Source organism: Devosia algicola (genome assembly GCF_028816455.1).
Classification (GTDB): domain Bacteria; phylum Pseudomonadota; class Alphaproteobacteria; order Rhizobiales; family Devosiaceae; genus Devosia; species Devosia algicola.
The window spans coordinates 1,304,438-1,327,422 of sequence record NZ_CP118246.1; the positions used below are offsets into that span (position 1 = coordinate 1,304,438).

Annotated in this window: 19 protein-coding genes and 1 tRNA gene; 4 read left to right on the forward strand and 16 right to left on the reverse strand. The window is 58.0% G+C overall.

The annotated features are described in order from the left end of the window. Positions 1 to 45 precede the first annotated feature (45 nt). Together PSQ19_RS06995 and PSQ19_RS07000 are read right to left on the reverse strand one after the other, a co-directional pair. Positions 46 to 336, reverse strand: coding sequence for an Hpt domain-containing protein (locus PSQ19_RS06995; protein ID WP_282220172.1), 291 nt, complete (start codon positions 334 to 336; stop codon positions 46 to 48). Then, a complete protein-coding gene (locus PSQ19_RS07000; RefSeq protein WP_282220173.1) occupies positions 317 to 466 on the reverse strand; it encodes a hypothetical protein in 150 nt (49 codons plus the stop codon). The genes PSQ19_RS06995 and PSQ19_RS07000 overlap by 20 nt, the downstream gene beginning before the upstream one ends. Positions 467 to 797: 331 nt before the next feature. Here PSQ19_RS07000 and PSQ19_RS07005 point away from each other — a divergent pair, with 331 nt between their 5' ends. Beyond that, complete coding sequence (locus PSQ19_RS07005; RefSeq protein WP_282220174.1) at positions 798 to 2,381, forward strand: coiled-coil domain-containing protein; 1,584 nt, start codon at positions 798 to 800, stop codon at positions 2,379 to 2,381. Positions 2,382 to 2,513: 132 nt separating this feature from the next. Beyond that, the gene (locus tag PSQ19_RS07010) at positions 2,514 to 6,302 is read left to right on the forward strand and encodes an apolipoprotein A-IV repeat region-like domain-containing protein (protein ID WP_282220639.1); all 3,789 of its coding nucleotides are present in this window, start codon (positions 2,514 to 2,516) and stop codon (positions 6,300 to 6,302) included. 96 nt (positions 6,303 to 6,398) lie between these two features. On the opposite strand, the gene PSQ19_RS07015 is transcribed toward PSQ19_RS07010, so the two are convergent. The 4 genes from PSQ19_RS07015 to acs form a co-directional block, all read right to left on the reverse strand. Then, positions 6,399 to 7,580: an MFS transporter gene (locus PSQ19_RS07015; RefSeq protein WP_282220175.1), complete on the reverse strand. Its 1,182-nt coding sequence runs from the start codon at positions 7,578 to 7,580 to the stop codon at positions 6,399 to 6,401. 112 nt (positions 7,581 to 7,692) lie between these two features. Further along, positions 7,693 to 8,502: a UDP-2,3-diacylglucosamine diphosphatase gene (locus PSQ19_RS07020; protein ID WP_282220176.1), complete on the reverse strand. Its 810-nt coding sequence runs from the start codon at positions 8,500 to 8,502 to the stop codon at positions 7,693 to 7,695. A 213-nt stretch (positions 8,503 to 8,715) separates the two neighbouring features. Continuing rightward, positions 8,716 to 9,810: a glycoside hydrolase family 3 N-terminal domain-containing protein gene (locus tag PSQ19_RS07025; RefSeq protein ID WP_282220177.1), complete on the reverse strand. Its 1,095-nt coding sequence runs from the start codon at positions 9,808 to 9,810 to the stop codon at positions 8,716 to 8,718. A gap of 79 nt (positions 9,811 to 9,889) precedes the next feature. Then, on the reverse strand, positions 9,890 to 11,839 hold the full coding sequence (gene acs, locus PSQ19_RS07030; RefSeq protein WP_282220178.1) for an acetate--CoA ligase: 1,950 nt from the start codon (positions 11,837 to 11,839) through the stop codon (positions 9,890 to 9,892). A gap of 189 nt (positions 11,840 to 12,028) precedes the next feature. Between acs and PSQ19_RS07035 the strand changes: the two genes are divergently transcribed. Continuing rightward, on the forward strand, positions 12,029 to 12,646 hold the full coding sequence (locus tag PSQ19_RS07035; protein ID WP_282220179.1) for a GNAT family N-acetyltransferase: 618 nt from the start codon (positions 12,029 to 12,031) through the stop codon (positions 12,644 to 12,646). 53 nt (positions 12,647 to 12,699) lie between these two features. On the opposite strand, the gene PSQ19_RS07040 is transcribed toward PSQ19_RS07035, so the two are convergent. From PSQ19_RS07040 to PSQ19_RS07085, 10 genes are all read right to left on the reverse strand, one after another. Beyond that, positions 12,700 to 14,025, reverse strand: coding sequence for a lipopolysaccharide biosynthesis protein (locus PSQ19_RS07040; RefSeq protein WP_282220180.1), 1,326 nt, complete (start codon positions 14,023 to 14,025; stop codon positions 12,700 to 12,702). A gap of 1 nt (position 14,026) precedes the next feature. Then, on the reverse strand, positions 14,027 to 15,199 hold the full coding sequence (locus PSQ19_RS07045) for a lipid II:glycine glycyltransferase FemX (RefSeq protein WP_282220181.1): 1,173 nt from the start codon (positions 15,197 to 15,199) through the stop codon (positions 14,027 to 14,029). 109 nt (positions 15,200 to 15,308) lie between these two features. Further along, positions 15,309 to 16,001: a TerC family protein gene (locus PSQ19_RS07050; protein WP_282220182.1), complete on the reverse strand. Its 693-nt coding sequence runs from the start codon at positions 15,999 to 16,001 to the stop codon at positions 15,309 to 15,311. Positions 16,002 to 16,210: 209 nt separating this feature from the next. Beyond that, a tRNA-Lys gene (locus PSQ19_RS07055) sits at positions 16,211 to 16,286 on the reverse strand. 158 nt (positions 16,287 to 16,444) lie between these two features. After that, on the reverse strand, positions 16,445 to 18,001 hold the full coding sequence (locus tag PSQ19_RS07060) for a 2-isopropylmalate synthase (RefSeq protein WP_282220183.1): 1,557 nt from the start codon (positions 17,999 to 18,001) through the stop codon (positions 16,445 to 16,447). Positions 18,002 to 18,111: 110 nt separating this feature from the next. Then, positions 18,112 to 18,234, reverse strand: coding sequence for a hypothetical protein (locus tag PSQ19_RS07065; protein ID WP_282220184.1), 123 nt, complete (start codon positions 18,232 to 18,234; stop codon positions 18,112 to 18,114). Between the two features lie 114 nt (positions 18,235 to 18,348). Next, positions 18,349 to 19,239: a PhzF family phenazine biosynthesis protein gene (locus tag PSQ19_RS07070; protein WP_282220185.1), complete on the reverse strand. Its 891-nt coding sequence runs from the start codon at positions 19,237 to 19,239 to the stop codon at positions 18,349 to 18,351. 20 nt (positions 19,240 to 19,259) lie between these two features. Beyond that, positions 19,260 to 19,754 carry a heme-degrading domain-containing protein gene (locus PSQ19_RS07075; protein WP_282220186.1) on the reverse strand — a complete coding sequence of 165 codons (495 nt, stop codon included), beginning with the start codon at positions 19,752 to 19,754 and terminating at the stop codon, positions 19,260 to 19,262. 93 nt (positions 19,755 to 19,847) lie between these two features. Continuing rightward, the gene (ilvC, locus tag PSQ19_RS07080) at positions 19,848 to 20,867 is read right to left on the reverse strand and encodes a ketol-acid reductoisomerase (RefSeq protein WP_282220187.1); all 1,020 of its coding nucleotides are present in this window, start codon (positions 20,865 to 20,867) and stop codon (positions 19,848 to 19,850) included. 14 nt (positions 20,868 to 20,881) lie between these two features. After that, on the reverse strand, positions 20,882 to 21,541 hold the full coding sequence (locus tag PSQ19_RS07085; protein WP_282220188.1) for a TetR/AcrR family transcriptional regulator: 660 nt from the start codon (positions 21,539 to 21,541) through the stop codon (positions 20,882 to 20,884). 233 nt (positions 21,542 to 21,774) lie between these two features. Here PSQ19_RS07085 and PSQ19_RS07090 point away from each other — a divergent pair, with 233 nt between their 5' ends. After that, positions 21,775 to 22,902: an NADH:flavin oxidoreductase/NADH oxidase gene (locus PSQ19_RS07090; RefSeq protein ID WP_282220189.1), complete on the forward strand. Its 1,128-nt coding sequence runs from the start codon at positions 21,775 to 21,777 to the stop codon at positions 22,900 to 22,902. Positions 22,903 to 22,985 lie beyond the last annotated feature (83 nt).

The following is a 22,985-nucleotide window of genomic DNA, read 5'->3' on the forward strand; positions in this document are numbered from 1 at the left end:
GTCAAACAAATGCCGACCGGACACGCACTGCCGCCGCATCGGTGGCTAGTCGTCGAGGTCGACAATTTGCGTGGCTATGAAGGCGCGCACCTCTTCCACCGCTATGCCGATGTCATCGATTGCTTCCTGCTGGGGCGGCAATCCGTCCTTCAACGCTTGCTCTGCCTGACGGGCCAATGTGGCGATACCAACAGCACCTACGCCTGCCGCCGCCCCTTTGAGCGTATGCAGGATTGGCGCATAGTCAGAGACGGCGTTCACGCCGCGCAACCGGGCCATATAGGCCTGGATGGTCTCGTCAAACATCGCCAGCACTTCAAGGCTCGAGGTTTGCATCCCCCAGGCACTGCTTGGCCAGATGCTCGCGATCAATCGGGCCCTGACGGCTCCCACCAGGTGCGGGATGTGAAACTTCAACTGCTGCCGAACCGCGTTTCATCGGGTCACTTACCTCGTTGTCGGGCACATCCGCCTCCCACGAGGCATTTTTGCTGGGACAACCATAATTTGCCGGGATGAACAGGTGATTAAGTCACACCTTTGCCTTTGTTTACGGCTTGGCTCTTCAAGTTCCTCACTGAAAAATTAACCTTTGGGTAAGAAATTGTTCGGTTTGGATCAAATTGAATGTATTAATGAGGGCTAACCAGCGCGCGGCGGCGTGGGTTGATGGGGCAATGGGGTTTTGCATCCAATTGTACTCATTTGGCGGACGTCCTGGAAACTGGGCGCGTGTCATAACAACTCGCGCATGCCGCATAGTCGCAACAAGGCCGACGCGAGAGTTGTAATAGAGTATGGCTAAGAACCCGACCCAATCCGCAAATGATCCCGCAGCACTGGCATTTTCGGCCGTAGAGGATGCCCTCAAGGACTCGGTGTTTACCGCAGCCCCGGCCGACGCAGAACCCGCCAAGAGCGATAGTTCGCGATCCGAGCGCTCGCGAGCCGCCGACAAGATTGCAGCGCAAGCCGGATCGGTCGCCAATGACGATAGGTTCCCCGCCGCCCGGGCGCTTTACACTCTGAATGGAACCTCATCGGCTCGACCAACATGGATCGCCCTGGCGCTGTCTGTCGCCTGGCTGGCGGTTACCGGTATTGCGGCCTATATGCGGTTTGGCGCTGTAGATCTTGCCAGCTTTGTCGGCACACTTGAGTTTATTGGCCTCCTGGCCATCATGATCCTGCCTGTACTGGGCTTTTTTAGCATTGCCACTTTATTCCGGCGCGCACAGGATTTGCGCAATGCCGCCTCTTCGATCACGCAGGCCGCAATCCGGCTGGCCGAGCCTGAAGTGGCGGCAGCCGATAAGGTCGCCTCAGTCGGTCAGGCTGTCCGGCGTGAAGTCAACGCCCTCGGTGACGGACTGGAACGCGCGCTCTCACGGGCCGGCGAACTCGAAGTGATGATCCACAACGAGGTAACCGCGCTGGAGCGCACCTATTCAGACAATGAATCGCGCATGCGCTCATTGATCTCGGAACTGGCCAGCCAGCGCGAAAGCGTTCTGACCAATACTGACCGCGTCCGTGAAGCGATCACCGAAAGCCATACCGGTCTCGTTTTCGACCTCGACATGATCTCCCAGCGTATTGCCGGATCGATTGTAGATAGCGGCGGTAACCTGACCAAAGCCCTCGAAACCGCTGGCAATACCCTGGGAACGGCATTCGGCGACCGCAGCGAGAGCTTTATTGCGCTGGTTGACAATCGCACCGGCGATTTCCTCGGTGCGCTGGACAATAGTGCCGCACGCCTGTCGAGCAGTTTCGAAGATCATACCAGCGCGCTCTCACGCGACTTTGAGGCTCGTCAAAACGAAATCGCCTCGACCATAGACAGCCGCATGGCGACCCTTACCGACGCACTCGACAGCCGCGCCGCCACGATCTCGGGCACACTAGAGGATCGCACCAATGCCCTGACAGGCATATTCGAGGAGCGCACCAATTCTCTGTCGGGGATGCTGGCGGATCGCTCCGGCGCCCTCGCCAGCGCTTTGGAACAGCGCACCGATGCACTATCCAGCGCCTTCGAGGAGCGCACCGGCGCCTTGTCTAATCTGCTCACCGACGGTGGCAGTGCGCTGCTCGACCAATTGCGTGAACGCGGCCACGAAGTCGCTGGTGCCCTCGATATGATCGGCACCCAGGTCAACAATGATATTTCAAGTCGCTCGCGCGAAGCTGAAACCATGTTGACGGCATTGACCCGTCAGCTTGATGAAAGTGTCGCGATCCAGCTCAACGCCATGGATAGCCGCCTGCAATCTGCCTTGATCGAAATCAGCGGCGCACTAGACGAAACCTCCGAACGGGCCCATGGCACCATCGTTACAGCGGGCTCGGAATCCTCTCGCTGTTCGATGGTCGCTTGAACGAAATTTCCGATATCCTCGATTCACGCTTGCACAGCCTTGATGGTGTGCTTGGCGACAAGGGCGACCGCCTTGTTGAGGCTTTGAGTCGTCACAGGCTCAAACTTTGCGGCACGAGCCAACGTGCTTGAAATGGCGCTCGATGAGCAATCCGGCCGCTTCAGCGAGGCTGTTGCACAGCGCACCGCCGAAATGGACGCGGCTCTTGGCGAGCGCGCCGAACAGATCACCGGCACGATTGGCAGCCGCACGCGCGAAATCGTTGATTCCCTTGCCGGACACACCGAAATCATCGCCGAGGCGCTGGACGGGCGCACCCAGCAGCTGGACGGCATGCTGAGTGGGCGCTCAAAGGAATTGAGCACCACCTTCCAGACCCATGCCAGCGAACTCGAGGAAACGCTCGAAAATCGCAGTCGCGACCTCAACGAAGCAATCCGCGTTCGCTCCCAGGAACTCGGCGAGACCCTTGTTGGCGGCACCAAGGCATTTGATCAAGCCATTGCCGGGCGCACCCAGCGTCTGGCCGACACGCTTGCCGAACGCACCACGACGCTAAGCACGCTGATCGACGATCGCACTGATACACTCACCACCCAACTCGACGATCGCACTCAACACCTGACCACGCAGCTTGATCAGCGCACTCAGAGCCTGTCCACCCAGATCGATGACCGGGTCGAGCATTTGACCAACCAGATCGATGACCGGGCCCGGAACCTGTCCAGTCAGATCGACGGCCACACTGAAAATTTCATTCATAAGGTCGATGAACGCACCGAACGCATGGCAACCCAGATTGATGACCGGGCGCAAAATCTGGCCATCCAGATCGATGACCGTGCACAGAGCCTGACCGGCGCGCTGAATTCACAGTCGGAACTGTTCTCTCAAAATATTGCCGACCGGACTGCCCAGCTATCGGGTGCCATCTCCACCAGCGGCACTGAATTGTCTGAGGCGCTCGACACCCGCACCCAGCAATTGGCCGGCATTGTTGGCACGCGGACGACCCAATTGTCCGAAGCGCTCAACACCCGTACCCAGCAAATGTCTGAAATGCTGGGTGAACGCACCGGCGAACTGTCCGAGGCCATCGGCCAGCGGACAGCAGAACTGGCAACGACCATCGAACATCAGGGCGATACAGCGCGCGACAAGATCGAAACCTCGCTTCGCGGTGTCACCGACACTATGGCCGAGCGTGTCGATTCGATGTCGCACCTCATTGGGTCCAGAGTTACCGAGTTCAACGACACCTTGGGCACTGGCATTGATGACGCGATTGTTCGCATTGTGGATGCCGAAACCGGCCTGACCAGCCGGATTGCAGCCGCGACGGCCACGGTCAGCGAAAGCAACCGCCAGGCTGCCGATCTTATTGAGAATGGTGTCAATTCGGCCCGCCAGGCCATCACCGACATGGTTGATCAGCGTTTGGGCACCCTGCCCGAGGCCATCACCGCGCGCGCTGACATCACCGCTGATCGCCTGACGGCACTTAACGCCACCATCAATACGGCCATCACACAGTCGATGGCGGATCTGGAGTCTGGCGCTGATCGCATTGAAGAAACCATCGCCACCCGCCTGGTCACTGCCACCAATACGATCACGGCCGATGTTACCGATACGGCCAATCGTATGGACCTCGCCGTTCGCGGCGCCCTCGAGCAGATCCAGCTGGCCGCCACCAATATCGATGATCTGGTTTCGGTTAAAGCCGTCAACACCGCCCAGGGCATTGCCCAGCGCATGTCCGAAATCAATTCAGCGGTTGACGAGCAGACCAGCGCGTTCGCTGCGTTGGTCAGCGAAAAATCCGACCAGTTGCAGATCGCCTTGCTCAGCCATGGTAATGTTCTGCGTGAGGCCCTTGGCGAAAATGCCAAAGAAGCCGAAGAGATCATGGCACACTCGACATCGCGCATTCTCGATGATGTCAACAACGCGCTTAGCAAGCTCAACGACAGCAACAGCCTGTTGCAGCGTGTGCTCGAGGCCTCGACTACCAACCTGTCTCAGTTGGAATCAAGCGTGGCTCAGCAGACAGCCAACTACTCCAATACCGTGCGCGACGCCGTGGGCCAGACCGAAGAGGCCGGCCAAATGGTCAGCCAGCACGTTGGCGCGCTGCAAACTACCATCCAGTCCATGGTCGCCGAATTCGCCGGCATCCTTGGTAAGCTCGATACCGAAAGCCACAATATTGGCGAAGCCGCCACTGCCCTGACGACAACAGGCAGCTTTGCCATTGAAAATCTTGAAGAGCGCCGCGGCGCCATGGACTCGCTCGCCGCCAGCTTCGCGGCGCGTGCAGACGACATCGAAGGGCGGATGCGCATGTTCGCCCAGTCCATCGCCGACACGGTCAACGAAACCGAGCGCCGCATGATCGATGCCCGCCGGAGCATGGACGAAACCCTGTCTGTCACCTCAAGCACGGTGACCGAGGCGCTGACCACGACCACCGAAACCGTCAATATTTCGCTGACCACGACGGCCGAACGCATCAACGATACGCTCAACAGCACCACCGACAAGGTCAACGACGCTCTCTATGTCACCACCGAGAAGGTCAACAACGCGCTGACATCGACTAGCGCCCAAGTCGATAGCGCCCTGTTGCGTGCCAGCGACTCCGCGTCGTCGGCCATGCACCAGACCGGCAATGTCGTGGCCAGCGCACTCGCTGAAAACACCTCGCAGGTTAATGCCGCCCTGTCTGCCAATGGCGAGCGGGTCAATGAGGTTCTCACGATCACGTCCGAGCGGGTCAGCGAGGTTCTGTCGCACACCACCGATGGCGTTTCCGACGCGCTCGACTCCAGCAAAGGCGCCCTCGCCAGCACGATTGCCGAAAACGCCGACACGGTCAAAAAAGCGGTGGCGGAACACACCGGCACGCTTCGCCAGACACTCGAGCAGACCAGCAGCGAAGTCACCGCACGCATGGGCGGCTTCCGCGAAAGCGCCGATGCAGAAAGCCGACGCGCCAACGATGCACTGCGCACCGCGCAGGAGGCAATGTTGGCCGAAATGCAAAAGGCCATTGAAGACGCAACCGCGCGCTTCAATGAAACCGCAAGTGCCATGCGTGAAACCGCGCGTGAAGTCGGCAGCGAACTTGAGGCCACCCGTTCCGAACTGGCCCGCGGCGTTTCCGAACTGCCCGAGGAGACACGCTCCAGCGCGGCGGCCATGCGACGCGTCGTCGCCGAGCAGATCGAGGCCTTGTCAGAACTCAACGCCATCGTGCGCGCGCAACCAGCCACCAGTGACTACAACGAGCGGCGTCCACCAGCGCGCCCTGCTTTGCCGAGCGCGCCTGTTGAACGCCCGCCATACCAGGAGCCGCCTGCCCGCACCGAGGTTCGCCGCCAGGAACCACGTCCAGCGACACCAGCACCGGCACCAGAGCAGACGCGCCGCGAACCCACCCCTGTTGAAACCGCCCGCGTTTCGACCAGCAGTCAGGACAGCGACACGGTGACGGCCGAGGTGCCCGCGCAAAATCAGGAAGGCGGCGGTTGGCTGCGTGATGTGTTGCGCAACGCTACTGCCAAGCAGGTGGGCGCTCAACAGGCCAGCCTTTCCGGCCTGACCGAAGAAATCGCCCGCGCCATTGACGACACTGCCCTGTCAGAAGCCTGGGCACGCTATCAGGCAGGTGAATCCAACGTATTCTCGCGTCGGATTTATACCTTGTCCGGTCAAGGCACCTATGACGAGGTTCGCAAGAAGATCCAGCGCGACCCCGAATTCGCCCGCACCGCACAGGCCTATATGAGCGAGTTCGAGCAATTGCTGAAACGCGCTGTCGCCGGTCCAAACGGTGCGGCTGAAACCCGGACCTACCTGCTTTCGGATCGTGGCAAGGTCTATACCACCCTGGCCCACGCAAGCGGTCGCCTGACCTGAACTCTCTCCCGCGCGTAATGCCGAAATAGATGCGGCCCCATGGACATCCATGGGGCCGTTTTGCGTGGGGAGTAAATTTCTGCGTTGCGACGTTGCTTACGAAGCCTTTGGAGGCTGCAACTTGAGGGATATCAGCAACAGCACGACCCCCCCGGCGCCTAGTGCCGCCGGTGCAAAAAACGCTGCGACGCCGGCCTGCCCCAGTAGCCAGCCGAAGCTGACAAGCGCCAACACCGACGCGGCCTGCTGCAGCATAACCGCTCCGCCCTGCGCCTCGGCTGCTATATCTTCGCTGGTCCAATTGGCGATGAAATGCACAACGCCAAAATAGCCGATGCCAAACGTGAAGGCATGCAGCATTTGCACCCCGAATAACACGATGACGGGCGGGTTGAACGCCATAACGGTCCAACGCACCACCGTTGCCACTGCCGCTATCATGATCATGTGCCGCGCCGAAATATTGCCGCCGATCCGCCGCCAGACAAACATGATCACCGCTTCCGCCGCTGCGGCCGTAGCGATCAGTGGCCCAAGCAGCTGATCGGAGACACCATTTTGATGCCAAACCAGCGCTGCAAAGCCACCCAGGATCGAATGGGTGGAATTTACCAGAGCAAAACCAATGAGCGGCAACAAAAACCACGGTTTCAGTAGCGTCCTGATGTTGGACGTCGCAGGCGTCGCCGTCGACAGCGTCAACTGATGCGCCGGTGCTCGAAATCGTGGCAATTGTAGCGCGGCCAGGGTACGCAACATCGAGGCAAGGAGAAATAGTGGCAAGAACGCCCCCGGCCCCAGCCATGCGATAACCAATCCGGCCACAATAGTCGCTAGCGTGAACCCAACGGTTCCCCATGCCCGGATGAATCCAAAGTCGCTGCCATTGCGCTGGGTCAGCCTGACGGTGGCCGCATCAACCACCGGTGGTATCGAGCCGGCGGCCATGGCGCAAAAGCCCCAGAACAACAAAATGCCCCAGAACTCGTCGACGAAAAACAAGCCGATTGGCACCATACCGCCAAATATCGCCAATATCGCAATGACTGTCCGCCAGTCGCTGGCGCGATCGGCCAGTCGACCGATCAGCTGGTTGAGCAGCAGCAACACCAACACAGGAAAAGCATTGATGATACCGATCTGATCGGTATTCAGCCCTTTTTCAGTCAGCCAGATCGCCAGATAGACCGACGCCACGCCCATCGACATGAATACGGTGAAATGAAAAATGGACGCGCGCAGTTCCGGCGTCAGCCGCTGCACCATATTCAAGGTCATGGATTGAACTCCGGGCGAAAATAAGCCCGGCGCCAACCTTGCCCGCATTTGTCACAAGATCAAGTCGACCGGCGCCATTGCGATCAAATAGTGTGGATGCGGGGCAAAACCCTCAGGATGCGGTCGAACGGTCCTGGCGGCGTCGGCGGAATTTGCGCGGTTCACCCGCGGCCATTTCGGTCCATTTGATCAACTCGAAACTGCCATCTTCAGTCTCTGCAATCGCGGTGCAGCTTTCCACCCAGTCACCGGTATTGATGTAATGAATCCCCAGCCGGTCGTGCATGTCGGCAAAGTGAATATGGCCACAAATCACCCCGTCGACGCCGGACTGTTTGGCTTCGTAAACCAACGCCTCCTCGAAACGCCCGATGACGCTGACGGCATTCTTGACCTTTTGCTTGGCCCACGAGGATAGCGACCAATATTGCAGGCCGAGCCGACGCCGCACCCAATTGATGGCAATATTGACCCTGAGCGCCAGATTGTAGGCCCAGTCGCCGACATGGGCCAGCCATTTGGCGTTCATCACCACCACATCGAACTGGTCGCCATGGATCACCAGATAGGTCTTGCCCTGGGCAGTTGTATGCACCGTGCGATCAACAAATTCGATCTCGCCAAAATAGGTGCCCAGATATTCGCGTAAGAATTCATCGTGATTGCCAGGCAGATAGACAACCCGCGTGCCGGCATTTGCCTTGTCGAGCAGGATCTGGCCCAGCACATTGTACTCAGCGGGCCAGTGCCAGGATTTCGCCAATCGCCAACCATCGAGAATATCGCCAACCAGATAGATCGTGTCAGCGTCATGGGCCCGCAAAAAGTCAATCAACTGCCCTACCCGGATGGGCTTCATCCCCAAATGCACATCCGAGATAAACAGGGCTCGAACGTGTCTGGTCTCACGGGTTTCATTCATTGAGCGCGGCGCCTCATTTCATCCATGCCTGCGCAGTCTCGTCATGCGCAAAGGGTGGCCACTTTAACCGCGCAACGCCAAAGTGGAAACAATCCGCGTTCACATGCTCACGACTAAGTCACAATGACATTTAATACCAATATCTTATCGTGAATAAGCGAATCAAATTATCAGGTCGTGGCGATCAATCAGCGCCCTAATTCGCCTCACATCTCACCGGATATGGGCCTTGAGCGCCGTGATTCGATTATAACTTCGCTCAATCAGTGCGGCAAAACTTGGGTCCGATTCCGCCTCGGAAACCAATATCGCGCGGACCTCATCGCCCAACCCGGCATGGTAATTGGCGGTGTTGGAAAACAGCAGCACATCAAGTCCCGCGCGCACCGCCCCGGTGACGGTCTGTTTGAGATTGAAATGCTTGCGAATGGCGCCCATTTCCAGATCGTCGCTTATCGCCACGCCATCAAATCCAAGATCGCCGCGCAACACGCCGGTAATCCATTGTCTTGATAGCGATGACGGTGTCTTGGCGCCCGCATCTGTATAGTCGGCGTGGTAAAGATGGCCAACCATCACCATGCCGGAATAACCCTGGGCAAATAGAGCGCGGTACGGCTCCAACTCGGTCTTTGACCAGGTCTTGGTGATGTCGACAAAGCCTTCGTGACTGTCGGCGGTAGAAGATCCATGCCCCGGAAAGTGCTTGAGCGCTGTCAGTATACCCGCCTGTTCGTGCGCCGCGACAAAGGCTGCATCATATTTGGCCACAACCGCCGGATCGGCGCTGAATGCGCGTCCGAACTTGGCAATAATCTGATTGTTGGGATTGATATCGAGGTCGGCCACCGGCCCGAAATTGACGGTAAAGCCAAGACCGGCGATTGCCTTGGCCATCTTGGCATAAACAGCTTCGGCCTGTTCCGGCGACATTTGCCGCGCGATGGTGCGCGCATTGGCAATTTCGGTAAAGCCAACATCCTTGGTCAGCCGCTCGACCGCCCCGCCTTCCTGATCAAGCGTGATGAACGGTGGCAAATCAGGACTGGCGGCGCGAAATGCCGCATTCATGGCCTTGACCGCCGCGAGGCTCGAAACATTGGTCTTGAGGTACATAACGCCGCCAATGTCACCGGCAGCCAGTTCTGCAGTCAGCGTCTTGATGGATTTATCGCTGGCGCTGTCGCCTTGAAATCCCACGATAATCATTTGCCCCGCCATCGCTTCAAGCGAGGCGGCAAAACCAGGGGCAATCATCAACATGCTGGCGGCAATGGCAGCCAGGGCGGGCTTCAGGGCAAAAAACACGGCAATATCCTGTTGATTTCAACGCCCTGAAACTGCTGGCCAATTGCGGCGGAAAACAAGTCTCCGCCGCGCTTGGGTATCAGTCAGGCCGATTTTGTCGGTTTTCTACCAGATTCTCGACCACAGCGGGGTCCGCCAATGTCGAGGTATCCCCAAGGCTGCCAAACTCGTTTTCCGCAACCTTGCGCAATATCCGACGCATGATCTTGCCCGAACGGGTCTTGGGCAGGCCCGGTGCCCACTGGATCAGATCCGGCGTTGCTATAGGGCCGATTTCCTTGCGCACCCAGTTGCGTAACTCGGTCTTGAGTTCGTCATCGTAGGATTCGCCTGCCATCAGCGTGACATAGCAATAAATGCCCTGCCCCTTGATGTCGTGCGGATATCCCACGACCGCCGCCTCGGAAACCTTTGGGTGGCCGACCAGTGCGCTCTCGATTTCCGCGGTCCCCAGCCGATGGCCAGATATATTGAGCACATCATCGACGCGTCCGGTAATCCAGTAATAGCCATCCTCGTCACGCCGACAGCCATCACCGGTAAAATACAGCCCCTTGTAGGTTTCAAAATAGGTCGAAACAAAGCGGTCATGATCACCCCAGATGGTGCGTGCCTGCCCCGGCCAACTATCCTTGATCGCTAACACACCTTCGGCCTTGGTTTCGCTCTGCACCACCCCTTCGGGCGACAATACGACAGGCTGCACCCCAAAAAATGGCAGCGTTGCCGAACCGGGCTTGGCGGCAACCGCACCCGGCAGGGGCGATATCAATATCCCCCCCGTTTCGGTCTGCCACCATGTGTCGATCACCGTGCAGCGCTCATGGCCCACATGCTTGTTGTACCAAAGCCATGCCTCAGGATTGATCGGCTCGCCCACCGATCCGATCAGTCGCAGCGACGACAAATCGGCCTTGTCCACCCATTGAGATCCCGCCCCCATCAGGGCGCGAATAGCAGTTGGAGCCGTGTAGAAAATATTGACCTTGTGCTTGTCGATCACTTCCCAGAACCGCCCAGCATCCGGATAGCTGGGAATGCCCTCGAACATGAGCGTCGTGGCACCATTGGCCAGTGGCCCATAGACGATATAGGTGTGCCCAGTGACCCAGCCGACATCGGCAGTGCACCAGTAAACTTCACCATCCTGATAGTCGAAGGCATATTGGTGGGTCAGCGCCGCCCACACCAGATAGCCGCCCGTGGTGTGCAAAACGCCCTTGGGCCTGCCGGTGGAACCAGAGGTGTACAGCACGAACAGCGGATCTTCAGCATTCATTGGTTCTGCCGGGCAATCGCTGTCGACACCCTCGGCTGCCTCGTGGAACCAGAGATCTCGTCCCGCCTGCATGGCAATATCATTGCCCGTGTTTCTGATTACCAGAACAGTATCGGCCTCAGCGCCATTCTTCAGCGCCTGATCGACATTGGCTTTGAGCGGCACGGTTTTGCCGCCACGGCGTCCTTCATCAGCGGTAATGACCACCCGCGACTGGCAATCGGTAATGCGACCGGCCAAGGCATCTGGCGAAAAGCCGCCAAACACCACCGAATGCACCGCCCCGATCCTTGCGCAGGCCAGCATCGCATAGCTGGCGGCCGGGATCATGGGCATATAGATGGTTACGCGATCGCCCTTCTTGACACCATTGGCCTTGAGCACATTGGCAAAGCGGCAGACTTCTTTGTGAAGCTGATTATAGGTAATTACCTCCTGGGTGCCCGGATCATCGCCTTCCCAGATGATTGCGGCCTGGTCGCCACGCGTCGCCAAATGCCGGTCGATACAATTGGCGGCAATATTGAGCACACCATCCTCGAACCATTTTATCGAGACGTCAGGATAGGCAAAGCTTGTATTCTTGACCTTTGTGAAGGGCTTGATCCAATCAATCCGCTTGGCCTGCTCAGCCCAGAATGCTTCGGGTTCCCTTATTGAGCGCGCATACATCTCCTCATATTGCGATTTGGTCGCATAAGTGTTTGCGACGGCTGCCTCGCTGGGCCTGAAAACTAGTTGGTCGCTCATTAGTCCCCTCCAAAGTATCGGTTTGGCGCGAGATTAGTCAGACCCGAAGGCCGGGGCAAGGAAAACCACCATATCCACGCGGAGATGCTGACATCGCTGTGCAGCACGAATTAACCCCGTGTCGGGACACTGCTTCGGCTAAGGCCGCCATGATGGTAAAATGATTATTCACCGACGCTGGAGACAGTCATGAACGACATAGCGATGCCGCAGACCGCTAGCGAGGTCGGACACAAGGCCGAGGCTCCAGCCTATCGCGGCGCCCGCTTCGCCGATATTGATCTGGTCCACCGGCGCCTTGGCGAAATCATCGCCGACATGCCCTATTATAGCGACGAATTCAAAGCGTTCGAAACCGCGCGCATGTCAAAGAACCATCTGGCCGCCTTGATCGACGCCGACCCGTTTCACGTCATGCTTTTGCTTAGCGGCAATGATGTCGCCGGCTTCATGATCAGTGGGCCTGATCTGGGCACCCTGTGGCTTTATTGGAGCTGCGTTTACCCCGAATTTCGCAAGAGCTCCATTGCTATTCGCAGCGTCCGCAATTTTCTCAAGCACTGGGACAATGGACGTTTCCACAAGGTTTCAACCTACACAATGGCGGGCAATGCGCCCGCCAGAGCGATTATGGAGCGACAGGGCTTTACCCTGACCGCCACGCTGGAACAGCACATTTTCGGTGAAGACTACCTGCTCTATGAGCACAAGTTGACCAAGACCGTGCCGGGCTATGATCATGGCCTGTCTGGTGGCCCGCGCCGCAGTTTGGGACGCATGGCAAGGCGTTGGCTCGCGAAAAAATAGTCTCATGCGCCAACACTTTGCGGCCTAACCCCGATTCAGTTTCTGAACTGGGGTTACTCGGCGGGCTTGGCCACCACGGCACCCCGACGAAACCATTGCAATATCGAAACATCGATGTGCGCTGTCTTGAGTGCCACGAGCCATAGGGCCCCCGACCATAGCGATATGGAAATAAGTGCTGCCACCGCCGCCCCCATCAGGCCAAAAGGTGGCACCAGCAAATAATTGCCCAACAACAGCGACCCTAATGCCAAAAAGATTGCCGGAAGACTGGCATAGGGTCGATCATGAATGGAAAGTACCAGCGACGCCGGTCCCATTGCAGAACGCACAACCAGCGCCACGCATAACACGACCAGCGGCAAGGCTCCCGCGACAAAACTGGGTCCGAATATCATCAGCGCCAGCGGGCCGCCAATCGCGGTGCCGATCAACAACAATACCGCCAACCCGGTGGCAACCAGATTGGCATCGCCCAGTTTGCGGTTGAACCCGGACCGATCAGCATTGGCTTCGCTTTCGAATATGTCAGGCAGCGTAACCGCATAGACGGCAGCCACGCCGAACGAGACCAGCGAGAAAATGCGCGTACACACGCCGAACACCGCCAGTTCCTCGCGGCTGAGATGACTTGAAAGCAGCAACAGGTCAATGTCGAAAAAGAAGTCCGTCGCCAGAGACACCAGCACCCATGGCATGGCAAATCGCCACCAGCGAGGGCGGTGACTTGGCCCGGTGTCCGCCGTGTCGGCCACGCGTGGCAGCGTGAACATGACAAAGCCGAAATGGACCAGCGCCACACAGCAATAGCCGATGCCCACGACCCACAACATGGCCGAAAAGCCCTCGTCGGCTGTCGCATAGGTTGCCCCGATCAGAAACGCCGCGATCAGGGTGAGCGGGCGAAACATCGTGTCGGCAAAAAAGCCTGCATAGGGGCGTTTCAGCCCCACAAGGGCGGCGCCATTGACAAAGATCGTTGCCGTCCCGAACGCCAATAGGCTTGCCGGAACGAAATGCGAAGCCAGCGTTGTATTGCCCGCGCCGAAAACATCCAGGACGACGTGGCCAAACACCAGCAACGCCACCATCGCGCCGAGCACATGGCCATAAGCGCTGATCAGAAACTTCTTCAATCGACGCCGATCGCCCCTGGCGCGGTACTCGGCTGCAAAATAGGTACCCACGGTATGAAAGCCGAGCGGCATGACCACAGCCACCAGATTGACCGTCGCAACGATCAGCAAATACTCACCCAGGACCTCAGCGCCCCAATAACGCGCCAACAGGGCCTGAACCAGAAACACCAGCCCTGCCCCCACCAGCCTGACCGCGAAAATGACCGTGGATTGCGACGCCAGTCGTCGATGCACACTCATTTCAGTTGCCTTCATTATCGGGTACGCGCGTCTGTGTCGGTCGTGCCTTGCTGGAGCGCATGGCGTCAAACTTGCGGCGGGCACTATGCACGGCGTCGCGGGCAGCAAACGCGCCCGTCCCGAGCAGATAGCTCCACCTGTTGGCGGCAAAATTCGCAACCGGTGGTACCGGTTCGATGACGCCAGCGTCTCCGACCATGCCCTTCTTGAACTGGTGAAGACCTTGGAAACCATCGGTACCACCCAGATCATACCAATTCGCCGGCGTATTATCACGCAGCCAGCGTGTGATCTCCCATTGCAAAAAATAGCCGGCGCGCAATGGCAACGCCCGATCATTGGTCGCGCCATAAAGGTAAACAGCCCGGTCGCCACTCTTGAATATCAGCGCCCCCGCGATCACTTCGCCATCATGCCGAACAAAGAACAGTTCGGGTCGCAGCGCCGCATCCAGGCTCATCAAAGACTCAACCGTTTCATAGGCGGAATGGTCCGGAAACTGCTTCCTGTCGCTCATGGCCTGATAAAGCGTATGAAAGTCGCCAAAGCGCCCGGCATCGCCATGCTCGAAACTCAGCCCGGCTTTTTGCGATTTGTTGAGATGATAACGCCACTTCTGCGCAAAACTCTTGCGCAATGCCGCATCATCCTGCCGCAGATTGACAATATAGCGATCCGGAAACAGCAGCGACGACCCGCGTTTGAACCCCTGGCTGATCAGATACTCATAATTGGCATTTACCGGCGTCAGCGATGCACGGGGCAGGATCGACAGCATCATGCCGCGCTCATGCGCATAATCGCGCGTCAATGCGCCAATCATGGCGCGATAGATCTCGTCTGCTCGCGGATCATCGGCCCGCTTGAGCATCGGCCCCCATTTCGAAACCGCAATACGCCCAATCCCCAGCGGCAAGCGCTGGATCATGGTCAAACTGCCCCCAACGACCTCGCCATCAAGCCGAAACACCACCGGTTCCTGGACAACATCGGGCCACCGGGTAACCGCAAACGCGTGAAGTTGCTCCTGGCAGACCTCGTCGAACTCGGCAATAGTGCGGTCCCATTCCTGTCCGGAGACCGTCGAAACATCAAGCCGCACGCCGGTTTGCGCCTGTGTTATGCCAGGTGCTACGGTCGTGTCGCCATTCATGAGGTCAGCGGTGATAGACATTGTTAGTTCCAGCTTGCCTTGTTGCCGCTGAACACTACTGCCCCAAAATGAGCAAATCCCTATTTCGTCACGCAAATTTCAACAAAATTGGGCGCTTGGTTACCAAAGCCTATGCGGCTACGTGGGGTCCCCCATAGACCAAGGGGATGTGCGGAAGGGTATATCCCAACAGCTGATCTGCGCCCTCATACATCATCTTTAGCGCCACATAGAGGATGATCGCCAGACCCAACCACGCAATCCAGCGGAACCTGTTCAGGAGCCCGGCGATGAAGGCTGATGCCGCACCCATCAGAGCCACCGACAGCAGCAAACCAAACACGAGCACCTCTGGATGCTTCTGCGCCGCCCCGGCCACCGCCAGGACATTGTCGAGTGACATCGACACGTCGGCAATAATGATCTGTGTCACCGCTTGACGCAGGGTTTTCCGGCCGGCACCACCTGCAATGGTGCCATCGGCATTCGGATCCTGCTCCGCCATTGCCTCGAGCGCCGCCTGCTCACCGGCATGATCAACCTGAAGCTCCTGATACATCTTCCAACAGACCCAGAGCAGCAACAGCCCGCCTGCCAACAATAGACCGGTGATCGCCAACAGCTGCGTGGCGATCAGCGCAAAACCGATGCGCATGATCGTGGCGGCGGCAATGCCGATCAGGATCGCCCTGGCGCGCATGTCCTTGGGAAGGCCAGCAGCGGCCAACCCGATGACCACCGCATTGTCCCCGGCCAGCACCAGATCGATCATGATCACTTGAAAGAATGCAGTAATAAAGCTCCACTCAAGGCCGAACGGCATTCTGTGTCTCCTGAATTGCCAGCACGCTGGCTCAAGGCGATATATCGCCCCAAACACCATGACGGCAGGCTCAGGCAGACAATATCACTGCTGATTAATGCATTTGTGGACGACAGGTCCGATCTTCAAGAGGGATTTCTTGAAGTACCCAAAAAAATGTCCATAAGACCGGATTTTATGAACACAATCGGCTACTTGGGGGAAAACTTTGGTGGGCGAGCACGGATTCGAACCGTGGACCGGACGATTAAGAGTCGTCTGCTCTACCAGCTGAGCTACTCGCCCCTGCCGGAGCCTTCCAAAGTGGCTGCTCTCTAGCAAAGGGTTTCTGCCGTGTCTAGCACCCACCTACCATTTTCCTGCCGCCGCGCACCTGCGATGTGCACCAACCAGATCTCCGCCCGCACGCATCAGGCGACATCACGCGAGCAGAGCGCCAGAAATCAACCGGCCATGGCGCCTTGCGCCGCCGCGCCGCGCTCGATCAGCAAGCGATTGTAGGCATTGAGATAAGCACGCGCCGACGCCACCAATGTATCGGGCTCAGCGGCGTTACCCGAGGCAATCCGACCATTGAGTTCCAGGCGGACATGCGCCCCGGCCTGCGCGTCGGTACCACCGGTGACCCCGTCGACAGCATAAAGCACCAGATGCGGCGACTGCCCGACAGCCTCCTTGATGGCGTTGAAAATCGCATCCACCGAGCCGGTCCCCTCATAGGTTACCGACTTTTCTTCGCCATCGATTGAAAGCGTCATGTCGCACCGATGCACGCCACCGGTCTTCGACACCACTTCCATCGCAATCAGACGAATGCGGTCACCAACCGATCCCACTTCATCATCGACCAGGGCGACGATGTCGGCGTCATAGACGTGCTTCTTGCGGTCGGCCAGATCCTTGAAGCGCACAAACGCCTCCTGAAAGGCATTGTCGCCCAGCTCGTAGCCCAATTCCTTGAGCTTGTCCTTGAAGGCGGCCCGCCCCGAATGCTTGCCCATGACCAGGGTCGTAGCCTTGATGCCTACGCTTTCCGGCGTCATGATCTCATAGGTCTCGGCATTCTTGAGCATGCCGTCCTGATGGATGCCGCTTTCGTGCGCAAAGGCGTTCTTGCCGACAATTGCCTTGTTGTACTGCACCGGAAAATTCGCCGCTGCCGACACTGTGCGACTGGCGCGCGCAAGGTGCGTCGTTTCGATATGGGTGTGATAAGGGATCGCATCCGCCCGCGTACGCAGCGCCATCACAACTTCTTCGAGCGCCGCATTGCCCGCCCGCTCACCCAAACCATTGATCGTGCACTCGATCTGGCGGGCCCCGCCCGCCACCCCGGCCAACGAGTTGGCTACCGCCAACCCCAGATCATTGTGGCAATGCACTGAGAAAATCGCCTTGTCGGCGTCCGGCACCTTGCCGATTATTGTCTTGAACATGGCGAAATGTTCTTCGGGGATGGCATAGCCCACGGTGTCGGGGAGATTGATCGTTGTCGCCCCCGCCTTGATTGCTGTCTCCACGCACCGCATCAAAAACTCGATGGGCGTGCGCGTGGCGTCCATGGCGGACCACTCGACATCGTCGATCAGATTGCGCGCCTGCGCCACTGTCCGGGCGATGATTTCAATGACCTCATCCTCGGTTTTTTTCATTTGGTGGGCCAGATGAATGGGAGAGGTTGAAACGAAGGTATGAATACGCCCTTTCCGGGCGTGCCGCACCGCCTCGCCTGCCCGGTCAATATCAGCCGATATCGCGCGCGCGAGACCCGCCACAGTCGCTTTCTTTACCTGCTTGGCGACAGCGACCACGGCTTCGAAATCGCCGTTTGAGGCAATTGGAAATCCGGCCTCGATAATATCGACGCCCATATCATCAAGTGTTTCAGCAACCTGCAGTTTTTCTTCCAGCGTCATTGTCGCACCCGGCGATTGCTCGCCATCACGCAATGTGGTGTCAAAAATGAAAACGCGGTCTTTATTTGTATTGGCGGCGGTCATGGCATTTTTCCTATCAAACGGCCGCGAGACACAAGCTCTGCAGGCCGGACATTGCTGTGTCGGCTTGTAACGCTATCCCCTGACCACCCGCTCGCGTGCCGAGCCGTCGGTTACCAGGGGCTGATAAGAAGTAGAAATAGAGCTGGGAGCACCAACATTGCCGCAGCGATCCAACGGGTCTGGGCGACCCGGCGCTGTTCAACGGCAATGGCGATGGCGCGTTTGCGCTGCATGACGAAATTCCAGTTACCCGCTAATAATGCGCGGCTTTTCGACCAAGCGCAAGTCAAAGCTGCTTGAATCCGTCCATTGATATAGTCGAACGCCCATATGGCGACCAGATTTTATCAATCCAGCATCAACCGGCCCTCACCAACGATGATGGCATGCCCACCAATGGCGCCATGGTCAAGAACATCATTCTTCTTGCGCAACTGGATTTCTATCCGGCACAACCGTCCCATTTCCAGCCCCTGGCGCAGCCTCAGATTGACCTGCCCGTCGGCCACAGTTTCATGGTCGGCCAATAGACCGATTAGCGCCGCCGCCGCCGAACCCGTGCCGGGATCCTCGGACATGCCCATGCCGGGTGCGAACATGCGCGCGCCAAGATCGGTATCGGCTTCCTCTGGCGTCTGGGTGAAAACATAAACCGCCTGGCGGCCATGCGGAAACGCATGGCTCCATACCCCATAATTGCGCTCGATCCGCGCCAGAACGCCCGCGTCACGTACCGGCACGAGATGGAACACATTGCCCGCCGAATAGACCGCCGGTTTGTATGGTCCGCATCCAACCTCGTCCGGATCGATCCCCAGCGCCAGGGCGATGGCAAAGCGATCCGCCGAAGGCGCAACCTGCTGTGGCAGCTGCGGCAGCGTGAACCGCGCCTCGCCGCTATTTTTGTCGACGCGTTCGAACAAGGCCGTGATCAGTCCTATTTTTTCCTCGATCCGCACGGCGTTGGCTTTGTTGGCCAAACCCAGCACAATGGCAGCCCCAATTGTGGGGTGGCCGGCAAACGGCAATTCCTGGTTGGGTGTAAAAATCCGAACCGCGGCGCTGTTGCGTTCCGCGGCGGGCTTTGTCAGGAACACTGTTTCACTCAGGTTGAATTCTTTGGCAATTGCCTGCATATGCGCATCGCGCATGCCGTCGGCATTCAGCACCACCGCCAATGGATTGCCCTGCAACCGCTCCCGCGTAAAAACATCGAGCAACAAATAGTCCAGTGCCATCGCGGTCTCCCTCATTTGGCTTATTCCGGTGCCAGACAATGCACGGCAACGTCCTTGTCCAGATATTGGCACAATGCAGCAACCACCACATTGTGGTCCTCGCGGCTTGGCAGGCCTGAAATTGTCACCGAGCCAATAATGCCTGCGCCCGTTACCCGGATTGGAAAACCGCCTCCGGCCGCAACGAAATCGGCTGAATCCGCGCCCGAAATTGGTGGCAGAAGCCCGACCTCATCGCGCTCAAGAAACAGTCGATAGCTGGCCTTGTGGTAACGCCGCACTGAATTGAACTTGCGCCGAACCCATTCCGAATTGTCGACGCTGGTGCCCGGCATTGCCGCGAAGAACAATTGCCGGTCCCAGGTGCGCACATCCATGACGAAGCGCAATTCTTCCGCCACGGCGCGGCGATACAATATCGAGCCAAGCTCGAACGCTACATGCTCGTCAAAGTCGGAAAACACCAGCGCGTGTTCCTGCGCCACTATTTTGGCGATGTCATCTGCCCTGCTCATCAAGCCCATCCCTGTATTGGCCATTGTGATATCGGCGACAGACAAAAAGAAAGGGGCCGAGGCCCCTTCCAATCGAATTAATGCGAGAAAAGTCTAGTTCTTTTCCTTATCCACCAATGCACCGGCCTTGATCCAGGGCATCATGTCACGCAGCTTGGTGCCAACCTCTTCAATGCCGTGCTCATCCGCCAGGCGTCGGGTTGCCTTGAACCGGGCACCGCCCGACTTGATTTCCTGCATCCACTCGGAGGTGAACTTGCCAGATTGGATATCCTGCAACACGCGCTTCATTTCCGCCTTTGTGTCGGAATTGATGATGCGGGGACCGGTGACATACTCACCCCATTCAGCGGTGTTGGAGATCGAGTAATTCATGTTGGCAATGCCCCCCTGATAGATCAGGTCAACAATCAGTTTCACTTCGTGCAGGCACTCGAAATAGGCCATTTCCGGCGCATAACCGGCTTCAACCAGCGTTTCAAAACCGGCGCGGATCAATTCGACCAGTCCGCCGCACAATACGGCCTGCTCGCCGAACAGATCGGTTTCACATTCTTCGCGGAAATTGGTTTCAATAACCCCGGACCGACCGCCGCCGACGCCCGATGCATAGGCCAAGGCGATATCATGGGCATTACCCGACGGGTCCTGATGCACAGCGATCAGGCACGGCACGCCACCGCCCTTTTGATACTCACCACGCACGGTGTGGCCCGGACCTTTTGGCGCGATCATGATCACGTCAACCGACGCCTTGGGCTCGATCAGGTTGAAATGCACATTCAGGCCATGCGCGAAGGCAAGCGCGGCACCGTCACGAATATTGGGCTCGATATGGTCCTTGTAGATGTCGGCCTGCAATTCGTCGGGGGTCAGCATCATGATGACGTCCGCCCACTTCGCAGCATCGGCAACGCTCATCACCTTGAGCCCCTCGCCTTCGGCCTTCTTGGCCGATGGTGAACCGGGACGCAGCGCCACCACAACATCGGTAACACCCGAGTCACGCAGGTTCAGCACATGGGCATGACCCTGCGAACCATAGCCGACGATGGCCACTTTTTTCGACTTGATGATGTTCAGATCAGCGTCACGATCATAATAAACGCGCATTGGAATTTTCCCTGTTATTGCGTTGCTGAGTACCCGTATAGGGCAAAAAAATGGTCGGTCGCCTGTTTGGCGTCGGCCTCGATATCGGTTTGCTTCAGCGTCTTGTCGCCGAGCAGCAAGCGAATTTGCACATCCCGCACCACGAGGCCGAAAAAGGTTCGAAACGCTTCCTCGCTGTTCTCGAACCGCAGCAAGCGGGCGTCGCGGCCCGCCTCCAGGATCGGCTTCAGGCGACGCCGAATGGCGAGCGGCCCGTTTTCCAGAACGATGGTGCCAAGACTGTCTTTTTCCTGGGCGGCGTGCGTAACAGCCGTCCTGTTCAGCGTTACGGATATTTCACCGGTCAGAACCGCCAACAGATCGCGGGCAAACTGCTCCACGCTGGCCCGTAGCGAACTGACATTGAGCCCGGTCCGGTTAACCTGCGGCATCCGCACCTTGGCAGCCTGCCACTGTACCGTCGCCGTTAACAGCCCGTCACGGTCGCCGAACCATTTGTAGAGCGTTTCCTTGGAGCACGAAGCCCGACGCGCCACCCCGGTCATGGTCAGGCCGTCGCCATTTTCCACCAACAGATCAAGCGCAGCCGTCAACACGACTTGTTGCCGGGGCGTAAAGCTGTCCTCGTTGATCTTGATGGCAACCACCACAGGCAATCTCCTCGTTGTCGGCATAGGCGTACCGTACCGTACGGTTCTGGGCAAGAGTGAACTTGAGTTGCGGAAACTTTTACCCAATTATGCCGAGTCAACGCGATTAACCGTGCGCTCATGCGTATATTTGGCCGCAACACAGAAAATTTTCCTTATATCGGTACTTGCCGATGAAGTAGAAGTTCCCCAGATTGTCGGTGAATGTTTCAAGCCAACCAGAGACCAATCATGTCCAAGTTATTCTCCCCCTCGCCTTGCGCGATCTTACCCTGCGCAATCGCACCGTCGTCGCGCCCATGTGCCAATATTCGGCGGTCGATGGTTTCGCTAATGACTGGCATTTTGCCAATCTCGCGCGATTTGGCATGGGCGGTTTCGGTCTGGTGATCGCCGAAGCCAGTGGTGTCTCGCCTGAAGGGCGTATTTCGTACGGTGATCTCGGTATCTGGAAAGATGATCATATCGCGCCGCTCAAGCGCATTGTCGATTTCCTGCACACCCAGCACACAGCCGCGGGAATCCAGTTGGCGCATGCCGGTCGCAAGGCATCGACCCCGATTGCGTGGCGGCACGGCTTTGATGAAACCGAGGTCGAAAAATCTCACCATGGTTTTGAGAGCTGGACCCCGGTTGCGCCCAGTGCCCTTATCCACGCGGACAACGCCAACTACACGCTCCCCAGCGCTCTCGACGAAGCAGGGATCAAAAATATCGTCACAAGTTTTGCCGATGCCGCCAAACGCGCTGACGAGGCTGGCTTTGACCTCGTCGAAGTTCATGCCGCCCACGGCTATTTGCTAAACCAGTTTCTCTCCCCGCTCGCCAACAAACGCACCGACAACTATGGTGGCAGCCGCGAAAATCGGATGCGCCTGCCGCTTGAAGTGGTGGAGGCAGTGCGCGCCGTCTGGCCCGCCCAAAAGCCTTTGTTCGTTCGCATATCGGTAAGCGATAACGCCGACGCTGCGGGCGGCTGGCAGGTTGCGGACAGTATTGCCTTAGCCAGGGAACTCAAAGCGCGTGGCGTTGACATGATTGATTGCTCGAGTGGCGGCTTTGCCGAAGGCAAAATCAAGCCGGAGCCACACTATCAGGTGGCCTTTGCCAAAGCTGTTCGCGAGGGCGCCAATATCGCCACGACCGCCGTTGGCCTGATCCGCGATCCGCAGGATGCCGAAGCGGTTATTGCTGCGGGAGAAGCTGATCTGGTTGCCTTGGCGCGTGGCGCTCTCGAAAATCCCAACTGGGCGGTGCACGCCCAGTTGGCGCTGCAACCTGACGACAAGGATTATTCCCTTTGGCCCATCCAGGCCGCCGGGCGCATTCGTGACCGTGACAAGGCCCTGCATCAGCGCGGCTTCGCCACACTTCCGGTCAAATAGCAGGAATAAAGCCGTGAAACCGCCACGGCTTTTTCCTAAATTCACCGCAATATCCAGCGCACTCTTGCAAGTGCACACCGGCA

Coding starts and splice junctions, on each gene's coding strand:
- PSQ19_RS07070 (WP_282220185.1), bottom strand. CDS start 19,239: ATGGCACTGGACTATTTGTTGCTCGATGTTTTTACGCGGGAGCGGTTG.
- PSQ19_RS07005 (WP_282220174.1), top strand. CDS start 798: ATGGCTAAGAACCCGACCCAATCCGCAAATGATCCCGCAGCACTGGCA.
- PSQ19_RS07040 (WP_282220180.1), bottom strand. CDS start 14,025: ATGAGTGTGCATCGACGACTGGCGTCGCAATCCACGGTCATTTTCGCG.
- PSQ19_RS07075 (WP_282220186.1), bottom strand. CDS start 19,754: ATGAGCAGGGCAGATGACATCGCCAAAATAGTGGCGCAGGAACACGCG.
- PSQ19_RS07085 (WP_282220188.1), bottom strand. CDS start 21,541: ATGCCGACAACGAGGAGATTGCCTGTGGTGGTTGCCATCAAGATCAAC.
- PSQ19_RS07050 (WP_282220182.1), bottom strand. CDS start 16,001: ATGCCGTTCGGCCTTGAGTGGAGCTTTATTACTGCATTCTTTCAAGTG.
- PSQ19_RS06995 (WP_282220172.1), bottom strand. CDS start 336: ATGCAAACCTCGAGCCTTGAAGTGCTGGCGATGTTTGACGAGACCATC.
- PSQ19_RS07010 (WP_282220639.1), top strand. CDS start 2,514: ATGGCGCTCGATGAGCAATCCGGCCGCTTCAGCGAGGCTGTTGCACAG.
- ilvC (WP_282220187.1), bottom strand. CDS start 20,867: ATGCGCGTTTATTATGATCGTGACGCTGATCTGAACATCATCAAGTCG.
- PSQ19_RS07015 (WP_282220175.1), bottom strand. CDS start 7,580: ATGACCTTGAATATGGTGCAGCGGCTGACGCCGGAACTGCGCGCGTCC.
- PSQ19_RS07045 (WP_282220181.1), bottom strand. CDS start 15,199: ATGTCTATCACCGCTGACCTCATGAATGGCGACACGACCGTAGCACCT.
- PSQ19_RS07035 (WP_282220179.1), top strand. CDS start 12,029: ATGAACGACATAGCGATGCCGCAGACCGCTAGCGAGGTCGGACACAAG.
- PSQ19_RS07060 (WP_282220183.1), bottom strand. CDS start 18,001: ATGACCGCCGCCAATACAAATAAAGACCGCGTTTTCATTTTTGACACC.
- acs (WP_282220178.1), bottom strand. CDS start 11,839: ATGAGCGACCAACTAGTTTTCAGGCCCAGCGAGGCAGCCGTCGCAAAC.
- PSQ19_RS07020 (WP_282220176.1), bottom strand. CDS start 8,502: ATGAATGAAACCCGTGAGACCAGACACGTTCGAGCCCTGTTTATCTCG.
- PSQ19_RS07065 (WP_282220184.1), bottom strand. CDS start 18,234: ATGCAGCGCAAACGCGCCATCGCCATTGCCGTTGAACAGCGCCGGGTC.